17 protein-coding genes and 1 pseudogene are annotated in these 15,131 nt (G+C 41.0%); 6 read left to right on the plus strand and 12 right to left on the minus strand.

The features are described from left to right. Nucleotides 1-87: 87 nt before the first annotated feature. Nucleotides 88-1,104 (plus strand): hypothetical protein, encoded by a 1,017-nt coding sequence (locus JZ787_RS08030; RefSeq protein WP_346312079.1) that lies wholly within the window; start codon nt 88-90, stop codon nt 1,102-1,104. Between the two features lie 61 nt (nt 1,105-1,165). On the opposite strand, the gene JZ787_RS08035 is transcribed toward JZ787_RS08030, so the two are convergent. Together JZ787_RS08035 and JZ787_RS08040 are read right to left on the minus strand one after the other, a co-directional pair. Continuing rightward, nucleotides 1,166-1,378: a hypothetical protein gene (locus tag JZ787_RS08035; RefSeq protein ID WP_004692273.1), complete on the minus strand. Its 213-nt coding sequence runs from the start codon at nt 1,376-1,378 to the stop codon at nt 1,166-1,168. A 128-nt stretch (nt 1,379-1,506) separates the two neighbouring features. Beyond that, nucleotides 1,507-2,058: an adenylate kinase gene (locus JZ787_RS08040; RefSeq protein WP_078426674.1), complete on the minus strand. Its 552-nt coding sequence runs from the start codon at nt 2,056-2,058 to the stop codon at nt 1,507-1,509. A 428-nt stretch (nt 2,059-2,486) separates the two neighbouring features. Here JZ787_RS08040 and JZ787_RS08045 point away from each other — a divergent pair, with 428 nt between their 5' ends. Continuing rightward, nucleotides 2,487-3,458 (plus strand): hypothetical protein, encoded by a 972-nt coding sequence (locus JZ787_RS08045; protein ID WP_346312080.1) that lies wholly within the window; start codon nt 2,487-2,489, stop codon nt 3,456-3,458. 29 nt (nt 3,459-3,487) lie between these two features. On the opposite strand, the gene rplT is transcribed toward JZ787_RS08045, so the two are convergent. Further along, on the minus strand, nt 3,488-3,847 hold the full coding sequence (gene rplT / locus JZ787_RS08050) for a 50S ribosomal protein L20 (protein WP_004692276.1): 360 nt from the start codon (nt 3,845-3,847) through the stop codon (nt 3,488-3,490). Nucleotides 3,848-3,858: 11 nt separating this feature from the next. Continuing rightward, on the minus strand, nt 3,859-4,053 hold the full coding sequence (gene rpmI / locus JZ787_RS08055; RefSeq protein WP_004278281.1) for a 50S ribosomal protein L35: 195 nt from the start codon (nt 4,051-4,053) through the stop codon (nt 3,859-3,861). Nucleotides 4,054-4,274: 221 nt separating this feature from the next. Here rpmI and JZ787_RS08060 point away from each other — a divergent pair. Beyond that, nucleotides 4,275-5,527, plus strand: a pseudogene (locus tag JZ787_RS08060) (MFS transporter). A gap of 104 nt (nt 5,528-5,631) precedes the next feature. Next, nucleotides 5,632-6,363, plus strand: a complete 732-nt coding sequence (locus JZ787_RS08065) for a TonB C-terminal domain-containing protein (RefSeq protein ID WP_346312081.1) — start codon at nt 5,632-5,634, stop codon at nt 6,361-6,363. A gap of 105 nt (nt 6,364-6,468) precedes the next feature. Here the strand turns inward: JZ787_RS08065 and JZ787_RS08070 are convergent, their stop codons facing one another. The 3 genes from JZ787_RS08070 to JZ787_RS08080 form a co-directional block, all read right to left on the minus strand. Continuing rightward, entirely contained in the window at nt 6,469-6,897 is a 429-nt protein-coding gene (locus tag JZ787_RS08070; protein WP_346312082.1) for a YqaA family protein, read from the minus strand. Between the two features lies 1 nt (nt 6,898). Next, a complete protein-coding gene (locus JZ787_RS08075; protein WP_114836810.1) occupies nt 6,899-7,192 on the minus strand; it encodes a hypothetical protein in 294 nt (97 codons plus the stop codon). A gap of 115 nt (nt 7,193-7,307) precedes the next feature. After that, nucleotides 7,308-7,928 (minus strand): glutathione binding-like protein, encoded by a 621-nt coding sequence (locus JZ787_RS08080; RefSeq protein ID WP_205667120.1) that lies wholly within the window; start codon nt 7,926-7,928, stop codon nt 7,308-7,310. Between the two features lie 324 nt (nt 7,929-8,252). Between JZ787_RS08080 and JZ787_RS08085 the strand changes: the two genes are divergently transcribed. Beyond that, nucleotides 8,253-8,705 carry an Hsp20 family protein gene (locus tag JZ787_RS08085; protein ID WP_346312083.1) on the plus strand — a complete coding sequence of 151 codons (453 nt, stop codon included), beginning with the start codon at nt 8,253-8,255 and terminating at the stop codon, nt 8,703-8,705. 61 nt (nt 8,706-8,766) lie between these two features. Here JZ787_RS08085 and infC read toward each other — a convergent pair whose 3' ends face one another. Both infC and thrS read right to left on the minus strand, forming a co-directional pair. Beyond that, nucleotides 8,767-9,318, minus strand: a complete 552-nt coding sequence (infC, locus tag JZ787_RS08090) for a translation initiation factor IF-3 (RefSeq protein WP_050796974.1) — start codon at nt 9,316-9,318, stop codon at nt 8,767-8,769. Nucleotides 9,319-9,323: 5 nt separating this feature from the next. Next, nucleotides 9,324-11,246 carry a threonine--tRNA ligase gene (gene thrS, locus JZ787_RS08095; RefSeq protein WP_004692292.1) on the minus strand — a complete coding sequence of 641 codons (1,923 nt, stop codon included), beginning with the start codon at nt 11,244-11,246 and terminating at the stop codon, nt 9,324-9,326. Nucleotides 11,247-11,754: 508 nt separating this feature from the next. Between thrS and JZ787_RS08100 the strand changes: the two genes are divergently transcribed. Then, the gene (locus tag JZ787_RS08100) at nt 11,755-13,398 is read left to right on the plus strand and encodes an acyl-CoA synthetase (protein ID WP_087527523.1); all 1,644 of its coding nucleotides are present in this window, start codon (nt 11,755-11,757) and stop codon (nt 13,396-13,398) included. Between the two features lie 78 nt (nt 13,399-13,476). On the opposite strand, the gene yjgA is transcribed toward JZ787_RS08100, so the two are convergent. The 3 genes from yjgA to rapZ are packed head-to-tail and all read right to left on the minus strand — an operon-like array spanning nt 13,477 to nt 15,130. After that, nucleotides 13,477-14,010 (minus strand): ribosome biogenesis factor YjgA, encoded by a 534-nt coding sequence (gene yjgA, locus JZ787_RS08105; protein ID WP_005400753.1) that lies wholly within the window; start codon nt 14,008-14,010, stop codon nt 13,477-13,479. A gap of 2 nt (nt 14,011-14,012) precedes the next feature. Then, entirely contained in the window at nt 14,013-14,282 is a 270-nt protein-coding gene (locus tag JZ787_RS08110) for an HPr family phosphocarrier protein (RefSeq protein WP_010325935.1), read from the minus strand. Next, entirely contained in the window at nt 14,279-15,130 is an 852-nt protein-coding gene (gene rapZ / locus JZ787_RS08115; RefSeq protein ID WP_004692298.1) for an RNase adapter RapZ, read from the minus strand. The genes JZ787_RS08110 and rapZ overlap by 4 nt, the downstream gene beginning before the upstream one ends. Nucleotide 15,131: the final 1 nt, after the last annotated feature.

Below are 15,131 nucleotides of genomic sequence, written 5' to 3' on the forward strand. Positions count from 1 at the left end.
TGAAGCTCTACGATCAGGAAAATTTGTTTAGTACATGGTTTTATAAACAGGTTAAGATAGTGTCATCACAGAAGAGAACAACAAACGATGTCGCTTGATCCTATTTGGCAACAACAACTTACTTTAGTTACTTATGGCAATGAATATTTACGCCACAACCTAAGTTTCCAACGTTGGTTAGAACATGCCATTTTTGACCGACATTGCTTTCAGTTTCGTGATCTGAATAGCCAACATTTACTGGCTCAGCATTTTCAGGTTTGGCTTGAAGCCTTAAAAAAACAAGGGGTCAAACAGCTCAGTCTGCATAGCTCAACATTGCTAGCAGATGAAAAGAACCCTAACCCAAATGTTGAACTCCTCGCGACACCACATATTATTGTGAGCCATCAAGCACAGCAAAAAACAGCTTGGATTTTTGGCAAAGAACTAGCTGAGTGGTACAGCGCTGAACACGATTTTATAATTCCAAAAGCACAACAAAGTTCAATCCGTAGCGAAAATTTATGGCGTTTTGAACTGAATCACAAGCTCAGCAAACGCATTGAATCGGATTTACAAACGCCGAAATGGGATGAAATCGAAAACTTTACCGAACAAGAACTGTTTAGTGCGCCATTTGCACAAGGTTTAGTAGAGCCTGAGTCGGTGAACTTACCTTACTATGGACAACAAGATGCCTCAGATGCAGTCCACCGTCTCGCTCTTTTACCAACAGACTACGTTGCTGATTATGCACACCAAACGCTGTATCGTTTAGATGCACTATCAACATTGATCCAGACTAAGATTCAACATCCTTACAATGCAGAAGGCCAAGTGCTCACGCCAGATGAGCAATTGAATCTACGTCATTTTGAGCAGAAGATTGATGATTTAAGTACCAAGTTCATTGTGAAAGTGGCCAATCACTATCAAACCGCGCAGCTCACACCCAAAGATACGACAACACCACTGGATGCACGTAATCATCCAACACCTAAATTAAGTGCGATAGAGAGCAAGCCTCATGAAATACACCATAAATCGGGGAAAACTGGGGTGTTTGCTTTAATCATAATTACGATTTTGATCTGCGTAGTTGGCTATTATTTTGGCTTATAAGTTATTAGCGAGATATCAAAGCGCTCCTCTCAAAGAGCGCTTTTTTACGGGCTCAACTTCTTCAGGCGGTAATTAGAAGATTGAAGGGCCGGATTTTGATTTGTACCTTATGCTGATTGGCATGTTGATTAATATAATGATTAACCGAAACAACCTCGCCCTCTAGCTCCGCATCAGGTCCATACATAATTTTGACTGACTCACCTTTTCTAGGAATCATTTGTAATTCCACCGTGATACTTCCCTGTCCCATCCCAGTAATTTCTGCAAGCATATCCTACTCCTTTTCTTTTTAATCTTTTTATTTATTAGGCATCGGCCACCTTTGAGATTAAAGCAGATTTATGTAACTAAAACTTAACGGTTCACCTTAATCGCTGAGTAGGCACTGAGCTTTTTAATTTAAACGTTATGCTTTTCAACAGCCAACTGGTCTAAAAAACGACTCACCTGTTTTGGTGTCTTTAAATGAATCCACTGTATATGTTGATATTCAGGCATCTGCATCATTTTTAAGTATTTCTGTCGGTTTTTAGCATGTGTTTTGATCATCCACCAAATAATCGAGTCCCGACCAAACATCCGCAGCAAGCTTTCCCGATTATTCGAGTTTTCCCATAAATCCTGTTGCGCCCATGCCCGCTGAACCGCACGCTTCACAGAACGGTAAAGGTTGACTGGAAACGGTAAGTCCAACCAAATGACAGTATCAATTTCCGCCCATTTCACAGGAATGGCACGGGTATAGTTTCCATCGATTACATAGCCCTGTGTCGCCTTTTGTACTTCTGACTCAATCTTGGCAAAGAACACCTCATCGGGACATTCTTGCCAGTCGTCTAACCAAAACAAATTATCCAACTCGATATAATGCAAATCTAACTTTTCGGCCAAAGCTCTGGAAAATGTAGATTTTCCCGTGGCAGAGGTTCCTACAACATTAATTTTTTTCATAACCATCTACCCAAGACTCGAAAAGAGTTAAAAACTATATCTAGAAGTTTCAATACCTAAAACATTATTATCAATAAAATTACAATTAAAGTAATAGCCTAAAAACGTAAACACCGATATTCTCTGCACCGACAAAACAATAATTTTTAGTATTTATTCAATTAGTAAAATATAGTTATCGGAATTAAAAAGTGTATCTAAATAGAGCTTATCGCTAAATTGCTTTTGTAAGCTATGGAAATGAATATTTAAATGGTGCCGTTGATACAGAGATCCTAGATAGACATCCATTATTATTCAACCATTTTCCAATATTACGTGATACTAAATACGGTACGCTTGTATGCGGTTCTGCTTCACATCTCTTAAGTAGACTACAAGAATCCGGAGCCATAAAACTGAGTTTACATGTTGCTCAAGACTTGCATATGGAACTCAATGACTATTCAATTTTTTATTTTTCAACCGATGAAGAAAGTTTTTGTATTGTTGTGCATTATCCTCATAATGAATATAAAGTTTTAATCCTTAGCGAGGAAAAACCAACATGGCAAAGTTTTGATGAATATGGAAACAAAGATTTTTATGATTATTCCAATTATTACCAAAATGTAGAGGCATACACGTTACACCACCCATCCCCTCAAGCAATTTCTACTATAGAACAAGACTTAAAGCCAATCGATTGGGATACATTTTTTAAAGACACAGAAGCACGTCTTTATTTTAATGATATGGCAAAACAATATGGTAGTTATCCAATTCCATTAGATATCAATAATTGCTATGTCGGCGATTTATTCAATGATTCTATAAAAGAGCAGTATCCGATATTTCCATTCACTATTCGAAAAAATTACGCTTCGAATTTGATAGAAAATACATCTTTATTAGAACAGCAATATTCCGCTGCATCACATTCAAAAAATGAATATTCCGATTATGTTCAAATGAATAGTAACGAAAGAGATACTTTTTCAGCAGCCTATAATCAACTGACCCTACTCCGTCCACTAATCTTTAAACACTGTGCAAATCAATATCAGTTTTCAGACATTAAAAATTGCAATTACTTGTCCAATATTCCCGAAACAACAAAAGATTCTTCTTTTTCTATTGAAAAAAACACCGTTCAAATTCCGACATCTAATGATGTAGTAGAAAATACCGCGCACCTAAAAGACATAGAACATCAAGTAGAAACAAAGAGCGTAGCTGTAAGCTCTTTTAATTTATTCAAAATCATGAAATTTTTATGGCACATCATTTGGTGTTACTGTGCATTGTGGACTTTGGCATTCTATTCCGTATCTTGGGGAAATACTTTTATACTAACGATTGCATTTTTATATGCACTTTATAAAAACGCCATGCACCCTAACAATAAAAAAGACCGCTAAAAAGCGGTCTTTTTTTAAGTCTTAAAGACTTATGCAGCTAATGCATCTTTAGCTTTAGAAGCTAAAGCAGCAAATGCAACTGCGTCATGCATAGCGATGTCAGCAAGTACGCGACGGTCGATAATCACTTGAGCTTTTTTCAAGCCAGCGATCATACGACTGTACGATAAACCATTTAGACGAGCACCAGCATTAATACGCGCAATCCATAGAGCACGGAATTGACGTTTTTTCTGACGACGGTCACGGTAAGCGTATTGACCCGCTTTGATTACTGCTTGGAACGCTACGCGATATACGCGTGAACGAGCGCCGTAGTAACCTTTAGCACGAGCAAGAATTTTTTTATGACGGCGATGAGCCTGTACACCACGTTTTACACGAGCCATTTATAATCTCCTTAGATGTATGGGCACATACGACGAACTGAAGCAACGTCACTCACGTGAACCATTACACAGCCGCGTAATTGACGAATACGCTTAGCAGATTTTTTGGTCAAAATGTGGCGTTTGAACGCTTGTTTACGCTTGAAACCGTTAGCAGTAGCTTTAAAACGCTTAGCTGCACCACGGCGAGTTTTCATCTTAGGCATAACAACCTCTTTTGAACACCTGTTCGGAACGTTTGCACCATTGCAAAACGACCTGCAGGTAAGGGAGCGAATATTCTAATCGAACTTTGTCTAAAACAAAAGCAAATAATCAACAATAAAAGCAAGCTTAGTCTATTTCCCGATAAGCTTTAAGCGATGAATTTATAACCGTGGTTTAGTCCAAGTCGTATAATGCCATATCCATTCCATACTGTACCTTTATGAACGCTACACAGGATGCTTTTGCCGCACTCCGACACCGAGACTTTTCTATTGTTACACTCAATCAATTTTGCCTGACGCTTGCCATTTTGATTCAGGAAATTATTGTGGCGTATTCTTTGTATAAAATTACCAAAGATCCTCTCACTCTAGGCTCGATTGGTCTAGCAGAAGCAATCCCCTTTATTGCGCTCTCGTTATGGGGCGGCTATTTTGCCGATCGCTTTAATAAGCAAACCATCATGAAAACCTGCTTATTCTTTGCCATTCCTCTACCCTTGGTTTTATGGGCGTTATTTCATGCTTATGGCTTAAAGCACATTGGACTCTCCACCCTGTCATGGGGTGTCTATGCCGTGATCTTTGGCTTAGGAATAATTCGAGGTTTCTATAATCCATCTGCAACATCACTCAAACCCTTTTTGATTCCTCGGGAACTTTATGCCAATGGCGCCACATGGACCACCATTGGTTGGCAAAGCGGGGTGATTATTGGGCCAATGCTCGGTGGGTTGATGTTAGCCTTTTTAGGCCGTGAAACCAGTTTAATCAGTGTGGCGGTGCTGCTTAGTCTGTGCTTCTTACTCGTCAATCTTTTAAGCAAACGCACTTTTCCTAAAATTGAAACGGAACGTGTACTACAAAGTTTAGGTGAAGGTTTTCGCTTTATTGCTAAAACTAAAATCGTCCTCTGGGCCATCTCACTCGACTTAGTCTCGGTACTGTTTGGTGGTGTAATTGCTTTGCTCCCGACTTTGCTGAAGATATTTTGAAAATTGGACCCGAAGGATTGGGCTATTTACGGGCAGCGCCATCGATTGGTGCACTCATTACCATGATTGCGCTGACACGTTTTCCGCCCACCCGACATACATGGCGCAATATGCTGCTTGCTGTTGCTGGTTTTGGCCTATTCACCTTATTGTTCGCTTACTCAAACTACCTCTGGCTATCTTTATTTGCTCTTGCGATGACGGGTGCATGTGACAGTATTTCAGTGGTAATTCGTCAGACCATTTTACAAATTTATCCTCCTGAGAATATGCGAGGCCGTGTTGCAGCAGTAAATGGCATGTTTGTGTCGAGTAGTAATGAACTGGGGGCATTTGAGTCAGGTCTTGCAGCAAAATATTTAGGCCCTGTGATTGCAACGGTTTTTGGCGGCAGCATGACGCTCTTGGTGGTCGCACTGAGTTGGACTAAAACCAAAGACTTATTTGGTGTAGACATCACCCAAGCCGAGCAAAAATAGTTTTAATTTAACAATATAACTTGCGAGTCTTTCTAATTCAGGAAATACTCGCAACAATTATTTAAGTCATGCGCACTGGATGCGTTATAAAAGAAATCGACCATATGAAACCACTCTTCTTGCTCGCATTATCTACACTGCCCTTTCATCTCAGTCATGCAGCTCATCCCCCATTAGAACTCACCATTCAAAAAAGTTCAGCTCAATCGGCGCATTTGACTACGCGTATTCAATGGGTAGATTTTCCCAAACCCCAATATAAAAATAGTGATTTAAACCAACAAAACCGTGCAGCGATTATTCGTGTGTATGCAGATGAAACAGGTGAAGTAACCAAAGCGACAGTCCAAGAAACAACTGGAATCAAAGCTTTGGATGAAAAGCTGGTAAATGCCGTGCTTCAAGCCAAAGTAAAACCTTTTATGGAGGACGACACCGCTTTAGCTGTCATTGGTTATCAAGTTTTTAATTTAAACTTGACCCCAGATGATGTCGAAGCATGTAACTACACCTTCGACTCGAAGAATTGGCTTGCACAACAACAGCAGCAAAAAGTGCCTTTTCAATATCAGGCTCAACCTAAGCTTGCGCTAGATTCTACGCAGTTAAATGAGCATGACCGTCAAATTAAATTTAGCTTTAAAGCCGATAAACACGGCAACATCAAGAAGCCCAAAATCACCAAAGGTTCAGGTATTTACGCGCTTGATCAACAGGTTTTACAAGCCGTTGCAAATAGCAAAGTCAGTGTTAAACGCACAGCAAGCACACTATGGCTCTATAAAAAATCTAAATTTAAAGATGCGATTGAATTCGATCTAAATGCTTGTCGTTAAAATTTAGCATGACACGAGTTTTCACTCACTCGTGTCATCTCTCTATATAAACTTTAAACCCATTCAGCCAATATAAGCATGTGGCCAGTTGGTCTCTGAAAATAATTAGAACTGACTAAACATCCAATACACAAAAAGATAGCGTCCGATTTTCGCAATACTCACCATCACGACAAAACGAACAAAGTTTTCTTTGAGTAATCCTGCAATGAGGGTAATCGGATCACCAATAACGGGCACCCAACTGAGTAATAAAGACCAAAAACCATATTTTTGATAAATACCCTGCGCCTGCAACATCTTTTGCTCTGAGATGGGAAACCATTTTTTGTTTTTGTATTGCTCAACTTTCAAACCGAGCCACCAATTCACACAGCTACCTAAAATATTGCCTAGGCTGGCAACAGCTACCAATAACCACACTGAATACTGCATCTGAGCCAACAATCCTACCAAGACTGCCTCTGACTGTAACGGTAGCAGTGTCGCCGCCCCAAAAGCAGAAAGGAAAAGCAGTCCTAAGGCCCACATCATTTTATGATTTTAAACCCAACTTTTTCTTGGTTGAGCTATAAGCAAAACTTGACCAAATCAATGCCAGAATCAACAAAGACCAACGCGACCATGAATATTTATCAGCAATCGGTTCAATTGCAGCTCGAAGTACCACCTGATCTTTGGTATTCAGCAGTTCAATGATTTTTTGGATGTGTACCGCTTCAGCTACAAATAGCACCAAACATCCTGCAATCCCCACAATAATACTGAGATAGATTTTAGGATTCGCTTCAATAATACGGGTTAAATTGAGGAAAAACTCTTTTTTCATTACGCTGATGTCCAAACAACCTTTCAACAAAAAAGCCACCCATCGGTGGCTTTAAAGAATGGCTTATACCTTGAAGGCACTAAGCTTAACACAGTTCAAGTCACCGCTTCTGTAACTAATTAACTTGAAGCGCCAACGCACGCTGAACTGCAGGACGCGCTTGAATACGCTCCATATAAGCCTTCACATTTGGATAGTCATTTATATCAATTTGCTGCCACTCATAACGCAAAATCCATGGAAAAATTGCCATATCCGCTATCGAGTACTCGCCAGCCACATAGTTTTGACCAAAAAGCTGCTTGTCTAGTACAGCATACAAGCGCTTGGTTTCATTGACATAGCGTTCAGTTGCATATGCAATACGTTCGGGAGCAAATTTACTGAAGTGATGGTTCTGTCCAAGCATTGGACCAAAACCACCCATTTGCCACATCAACCACTGCTCAACTTCAACACGAGACTGTTCATCGCTTGGGTAAAACTGTCCTGTTTTACGCCCTAAATACTGCAAAATCGCCCCTGACTCAAACACAGAAATGGCTTCACCTTTAGGACCATCTTGATCCACAATCGCAGGGATTTTATTGTTGGGTGAAATGCGTAGAAAGTCGGGTTGAAACTGATCATTTTCTAAAATATTGATGGGAAAGACTTGATACTCCAAACCCATCTCTTCTAATGCGATGCTAATTTTATGTCCGTTGGGTGTTCCCCAATAGTACAAATCGATCATGTGGTTATCCTGTTACTTTTCTCGTTTTAGTTCATATTGTCGAGGTTTGATACTGTTTATAACATGATTCCAGCCTAGAAACATTAGGTTAAACTGAAATTGAAATCTTAAAATATGCATGACTAGCTTCATATAAATAGAATAATTATCAACCAAAGAGAATTTTTAAAAAAATCTTATTTTTTAATCTTGAAATTTCACAGAGCATCCAAATATTAAAAGTACAGCAAACATCCACACCGATTATTGCTGTGACAACCATGCTAATTGAGTCGCATAGGTTGCTTATTTATATCACTTTTCCTAATGATGGAGGTTTTATCAATGAGTAATTTAAGCTTAATGCCATTATTCCGTCGTAGTATCGGTTTTGACCGTTTAAACGATTTGTTTGATCATGCAATGCTCAGTGAAGCACCACATTATCCTGCGTACAATATTGAAAAAGTCGGTGATGATCACTACCGCATTGTCGTAGCTGCGACTGGTTTTAACCAAGATGAGCTCGCGATTGACTTAGAGAATCAGGTACTTAATATTTCAGGTCAACATGCTGATCAGACCAAAGACAATCATGCTGAGTTCTTGCATAAAGGTATCACACAGCGTTCATTTAAATTATCCTTACGTTTAGATGAACACATTGAAGTACAAGAGGCCAATTATGAAAATGGTTTACTCACCATCCAACTACAAAGGATTGTTCCAGAAGAAAAAGCACCATGCCGAATTCCAATCAGACAGAAGAAATTAACAACTGAAAATACTACGGCATAGTCAATCAACAAAATAAAAAAAGCACTGCATAGGCAGTGCTTTTTTTAAGATCAATGGATCATTACTTTTTCTTTTTAGGACCAAGCAACATACCCATTTGACGACCTTCCATTTTTGGTGATTGCTCAACAACACCAATTTCAGCCACATCTGCTTCAACTTTTTGAAGTTGAGCCAAACCAAGCTGTTGGTGCGCCATTTCACGACCACGGAAACGAAGAGTAATTTTTACTTTGTTGCCTTCTTCAAGGAACTTAGTGATTGCACGTAGTTTTACGTTGTAATCACCAACATCAGTACCCGGGCGGAGTTTGATTTCTTTCACCTGTACTTGATGCTGTTTTTTCTTCGCTTCTTTCTGCTTTTGCTTTAGATCAAACAAATGCTTGTTGAAGTCCATGATTTTACAAACAGGCGGTTCAGCGTTTGCTACGATCTCAACAAGATCAAGCTCAACACTTTCAGCAGCGCGTAATGCTTCTGCCAAGCTAACAATACCTTTTTGCTCACCATTTTCGTCTACAAGACGGACTTCTTTCGCACGAATTTCATCATTCAAAGCAGGACGGTTTGATTTGTTACCGCCCTGTTGATTACGGTCAGGCTGTTTAATCGCTGTTACTCCACAATGTACCGGCCGCGTTCGGCAACGGCTGCTTTTACTAGGTCAACGAAAGCGTCGATTGACATAGTACCCAAATTTGTTCCTGAGCGGGTACGCACGTTCACTGTACCTTCCTCTACCTCACGATCCCCAAGTACCAGTAAGTAAGGAATACGCTCTAATGTACGTTCACGAATCTTAAAGCCGATTTTCTCATTTCTCAAGTCTGAAATCGCACGGAGACCGTTTTCTTTAAGTTTAGCGACGACTGACTCACATGCTTCCGCTTGTGAATCGGTAATGTTCATCACGCATGCTTGGATTGGTGTTAACCAAGGTGGCATAAAGCCCGCATAGTGTTCGATTAGTATACCAATAAAACGTTCAAAACTGCCAAGAATTGCACGGTGCAACATAACAGGTTGATCACGATCATTGTCTTCAGTGACATATGACGCATCTAAACGTTCTGGCAAATTGAAGTCACATTGGATTGTACCACATTGCCATACACGGCCTAAGCAGTCTTTCAGTGAGAATTCAATTTTCGGACCATAGAATGCGCCTTCACCCGGTTGAAGTTCCCACTCCAAACCAGCAGCATCTAAAGCATCTGCTAAAGATTTTTCAGCCATATCCCAAAGTGCATCATCACCCACACGTTTTTCTGGACGTGTAGACAACTTCATTTGCACTTCTTCGAAACCGAAGTCTTTATACACATCTAAAGTCAGTTGAATGAAGTCAGCCACTTCTTGACCAATTTGCTCTTTGGTACAGAAAATGTGTGCATCATCTTGAGTAAAGCCACGAACACGCATAATGCCGTGCAATGAACCCGATGGTTCGTTCCGGTGACACGAACCGAACTCAGCCAAACGAATTGGCAAATCGCGGTATGACTTTAAACCTTGGTTGAACACTTGTACGTGACAAGGACAGTTCATCGGCTTAATTGCATAGTTACGGCTTTCTGAATGTGTCGTGAACATACCATCTGCATAGTTTGCAGCATGGCCTGATTTTTCCCAAAGCGTGAAATCAACCACTTGCGGGGTACGAATTTCGAGGTAGCCATTGTCTTGCTGAACTTTACGCATGTATTGTTCAAGTACTTGATAAATGGTCCAACCATTTGGATGCCAGAACACCATACCTGGTGCTTCTTCTTGCATATGGAATAAATCTAAAGCTTTACCAATTTTACGATGGTCACGCTTTTCAGCTTCTTCAATACGTTTGATATACGCTGCAAGCTGTTTTTTGTCTGCCCACGCTGTACCATAAATACGTTGTAACTGTTCATTCTTCGCATCGCCACGCCAGTAAGCGCCTGACATTTTAGTCAACTTGAATGCTTTTAAAAATTTAGTATTTGGCACGTGTGGACCACGGCACATATCCAAATAATCTTGATGGTAGTACAAGCCCATTTCTGTTTCTTCAGGCATGTCTGCAATCAAGCGTAATTTATAATCTTCACCACGCGCTGTGAATTCTGCAATCACCTCATCACGTGGTGTCATTTTTTTGATGACATCATAGTCTTGATCGATGAGCTTTTTCATGCGCTCTTCAATGGCTACCATGTCTTCTGGCGTAAATGGCTTTGCGCTAAAAATATCGTAATAGAAGCCATCTTCAATGACAGGACCAATCACCATTTTCGCTTCAGGGAACAATTGCTTCACCGCATGTCCCACCAAGTGAGCGCAAGAGTGACGAATGATTTCGACACCTTCTTCGTCTTTAGGCGTAATAATTTGAAGGCTGGCATCCGTGGTAATCAAGTCAGATGCATCGACTAAACGACCATCGACTTTTCCTGCAACTGTATTTTTCGCAAGACCCGGACCGATGCTCAGTGCAACGTCCATCACAGATACAGCTTGATCAAATTGTTTTTGATCGCCATTTGGCAAAGTGATAATTGGCATAAAAAATCCTTAAGGAGTGATGCCCCGTACCATGGAGCATGTCACCGCGAGATTATGATCGAGGTAAAACCTCAAAAGATAAAAACGGTGGATAAATAAAATCAGTCGAATTTTACACGTGTTATCCACAGGATTAAACCTTTTCCCCTAGAAAATTCACGTTTCGGCGCATTTTGAATTCATTTGCCAATCCGACAGCATCACTAAAATGAGGGAATTGATGTGCCGCAATCCTCATCGCTACATTTTAGAATGACTTTATCGGTCACTTTTTATTGAACAATGCTGCAACACAAGCATATACATATTGCTCACAAAACAAGCTAGAATCGACCTAAAAGCGCTTATATCGCACAGAATCCATAGATTCAGTTTAGATAAACTAAACAAAAAAGTTCAATAAATTCATCTAAAAAGCGCAACTCGACTAAAGCATAAATGCAAGATGGCTGAAAAATGCATATCTTTTAAGCAATGGAAAAATAATACTGAATTTGGAGTGATAAACATGGTCAGCGCTTATGACGAACTACCAAGAACCCCCGCAAACTTTGTGGCTTTGTCACCGCTGCGTTATTTAGAACGAGCTGCCTATATTTATCCCCATCAAGATGCCATCATTCATGGACACCGTCATATTTCATGGCGTGAAACTTATCAACGTTGTCGCCAATTTGCTTCTCAGCTGCAAAAACTGGGGATCACTAAGAATGATACCGTCTCGGTACTATTGCCCAACATCCCTGCAATGATTGAGGCACATTTTGCAGTACCCATGACAGGTGCGGTACTAAATACGCTGAATACACGCCTAGATGCAAAAACCATTGCGTTCATGTTGGAACATGCCGAAACCAAAGTCCTTTTGGTCGATCCTGAGTTTGCATCGGTTGCACAAGAAGCTTTGGCTTTGGTCAAGCGTGACATTTTTGTGATTGATGTAGATGATGCTGAGTACGAAAACTGTTTTGCAGCTCCGATTGGTCAGATTGAATATGAAGACTGGTTAACCGAAGGCGATGAAAACTTTGAGTGGCATTTACCTCAAGATGAATGGGATGCCATTAGCCTAAATTACACCTCGGGAACGACAGGTAACCCGAAAGGGGTGGTCTATCATCACCGCGGGGCTTATATCAATGCAGCCAGTAACATCATTGCTTGTGGCATGACACCTCGTGCGACCTACTTGTGGACCCTCCCCCTGTTTCACTGTAACGGCTGGTGCTTTGCATGGACTATGGCAGCCAATGGGGGCACCAACATCTGTTTACGTAAAATTGACCCTGAACTCATTTTCAAACTCATCGCTGAACACAAAGTCGATTATTTCTGCGGTGCGCCGATTGTGTTATCAATGCTGATCAATACTCCAGAAGAGCAACGGGTTCACTTTGAACACCGCGTCGAAGTAATGGTGGCAGGTGCTGCGCCTCCTGCTGCAATTATTGAGGGCATGCGTCATATTGGCATCAATGTCACCCATGTCTACGGTCTCACTGAAACCTATGGTCCTTCTGCGCTTTGTGCCTCTCAAGCGGGTTGGTCTGACTTATCAATTCAAGAACAAGCGCAGCTGCACTCACGCCAAGGTGTACCGTACCCACTGCAAGATGGCATGAAAGTCCTTGATCCAGATACCATGCAACCTGTACCGCATGACGGTCAGACCATGGGCGAAATTATGTTCCGTGGCAACATTGTGATGAAAGGTTATCTCAAAAACCCTGAAGCGACCGCAGAAGCCTTTGCAGGTGGTTGGTTTCATACAGGCGATCTTGCAGTCTGCCAACCCGATGGCTATGCCAAAATTACTGACCGCTCTAAAGATGTGATCATTTCTGGAGGTGAGAATATTTCATCACTAGAAGTTGAAGAAATTCTCTATCAACATCCTGCTATTTTAACGGCTGCGGTGGTCGCGAAGCCCGATCCTCGCTGGCAAGAAGTGCCCTGTGCATTTATTGAACTCAAAGCAGGCAAAGAAACTACGCCTGAGGAAATCATTGAATTCTGTAAGCAACATCTGGCACGTTTTAAAGTCCCGAAAGATGTGGTGATTACAGAAATTCCAAAAACGTCGACAGGCAAGTTACAGAAATTTGTCCTACGCGATTGGGCCAAAGAGCGTGCAACGGGCGAGTTTAGCTAAACATTCAGCAGTCTATTCAAGCAAATATTCTCACATAAAAAAGCGACCTTGAAGGTCGCTTTTTTATGTCTAAATGACTTAATTATCTGAAATTAAAGCCACTTGCTGAATGTAGTTAAACAACTTCAAACGCGAAGCTTTAAGTTGTTCTTCATCAGCCTGCTGTTTCATATCACGGTGAATACGCAATACATGCTGACGAATGGTATGACGTTCCGCGGCATTATAGGTTTTGGAAAACTCATTAATGACCACATCACCATCTTTGATCATACGGTCAACCCAACGCTGCAATTGAGCGGTTTTTTTCGCGCCTTGTTGCGGTGTCAAATAAGACAAAATCACCGTTTCATCTTCATTACGCAACAACTTCCCAATGCGTAAAAATTGGCGACGACGAGCTTCATTTGATGTAATCAGTTTCACATCCAAAAGGGCTTCAATCAAACGTTCTTCAACAGGTAAGTTTTGAATTTGTTTAGTGTTCAACTCTGCAAGTTGAGAACCCAAAGATGCCATACGTTGTACGGCTTTTTTCTGTTCAGTTTTACTTGCACGTCCTTCTAAAGATTCAAAGTCTTCTTCAGTAAAACTATGCGGTCGACGTGCCACGATTAATCTGCCTCGTAAAATTTTGCTGCAAATAGTGCCTGAATCTCAGATAAAGCTTGTTCTTCATCTGCGCCTTCAAGCACCAAGCGTAAAGTGGTGCCCTTTCCTGCGCCTAGCATCAGGAGGGACATAATATTTTTGGCATCCACCAATTTGTCTCCTTTTCCAATTTGGATTGAAGAACGGAATTTGGTGGTCACTTCAATGAGCTTGCCAGATGCACGCGCATGTAACCCTAGTTTATTAATTACGTCAACAGTTGTGTCAATCATGCCCAGTGCTTCATTTCTCGATGGAGGACCTGAATAGACCATTTTGCCTCAAGGGCTTTTTTGAGTCTATCCACAATATATACAGAGCGATGCTGCCCACCCGTACAACCAATTGACACGGTCATATAGTGACGATGCCCTTCAGCAAAAGCTGGTAACCATTTATCTAAAAACTTATAAATATCTTGGAACATTTCGTGGGTTTGCTCACTTTGTTCCAAAAATTTTTGCACAGGGGCATCTAGTCCAGAATACTTCCGCAGTTCTAAATCCCAATGGGGATTGGGTAAATGTCGAACATCAAACACATAGTCAGCATCTAGCGGAATGCCATGTTTAAAGCCGAAAGACTGCAAAATCAAAATCAGGTTATCCGACTGCCCCAACTTTGACAGCAAGGTATGCTTTAAATCGTGCACACTTTTATCGGTGGTATCAATATGCACGGTTGAGCGCAAATTAATCGGCAATAAAAGGGTTTTTTCTTCTTGAATGCACTGATTCAAACTTTGAAAGCGTGTCGCCAACGGATGCGGACGACGTGAAGCACTAAAGCGCGCAATCAGCTCTTGGTCACGCGTGGTCAAATAAATAATATCGACCGTACCATGCCTTTGCAATTGTTCAAACACCAAGTCGAACTCTTGCAAATCTGCACGTGTACTGCGTACATCCACACCAAGCGCCAACTGCTCAAGGTTATTTTCCCGATCCAGTTTAGCCACAATCTCTGGGAGTAAGGCCAAAGGCAAATTATCAATACAGTAATAACCGAGGTCTTCCAATACTTGTAATGCAGAGGATTTACCTGAACCAGACTGTCCTGTAACAATTAAAATGCGCTTCATC

The sequence above is a fragment of the Acinetobacter sp. BWR-L5 genome (assembly GCF_039655985.1).
GTDB classification, from domain to species: domain Bacteria; phylum Pseudomonadota; class Gammaproteobacteria; order Pseudomonadales; family Moraxellaceae; genus Acinetobacter; species Acinetobacter johnsonii.